The 566-nt window shown below is 59.5% G+C and carries 1 rRNA gene; it reads right to left on the minus strand.

What is annotated here, in order from left to right:
• Nucleotides 1–463 precede the first annotated feature (463 nt).
• A 5S ribosomal RNA gene (rrf, locus tag ACVOMB_RS21105) occupies nucleotides 464–566 on the minus strand; the annotation flags it as partial.

Below are 566 nucleotides of genomic sequence, written 5' to 3' on the forward strand. Positions count from 1 at the left end.
GCTTTGGCTTTGGCGTTGGCGTTGGCGTTGGCGTTGGCGTTGGCTGTTGCTATTGGCTGTTGCTGTTGGCTGTTGCTGGTGGCTGTTTCTGTTGGCTGTTGGCTGTTGGCTGTTGCTGTTGGCTGTTGCTGTTGCCTTAGCCCTTCTCCCGCTTGCGGGAGAAGGGTTGGGATGAGGGGAGCTTTTGGCTTCTGGCTTCGCTCGAGCCTTTCTGCCTCGTTATTTCTACGAGCTTCGCGGCTGACGCCGCTCCTACAAGTGCGTGCGCCGTTGGTTGCCTGGTAAGGCCCCAGCGCGGCATGGCTACGCTCTACCGCGATCGATCAGCTACGAGCTCGCGGCTGATGGCCCTAGGCCACCCAGCGCCGCTCCCACAAAAGCCCGCGGCCGCTGCCAAAGGCCTGTCTTTGCTCCGGACAAAGAAAAACCCCGCTGCTTTTGGCAGCGGGGTTTTAGGTTTAAATCCTGACGATGACCTACTCTCGCACAGCTTAGGCTGCACTACCATCGGCGCGGCTACGTTTCACTTCCGAGTTCGGGATGGGATCGGGTGGTTCCATAGCGCT

The organism is Stenotrophomonas sp. STEN018, from assembly GCF_056760235.1.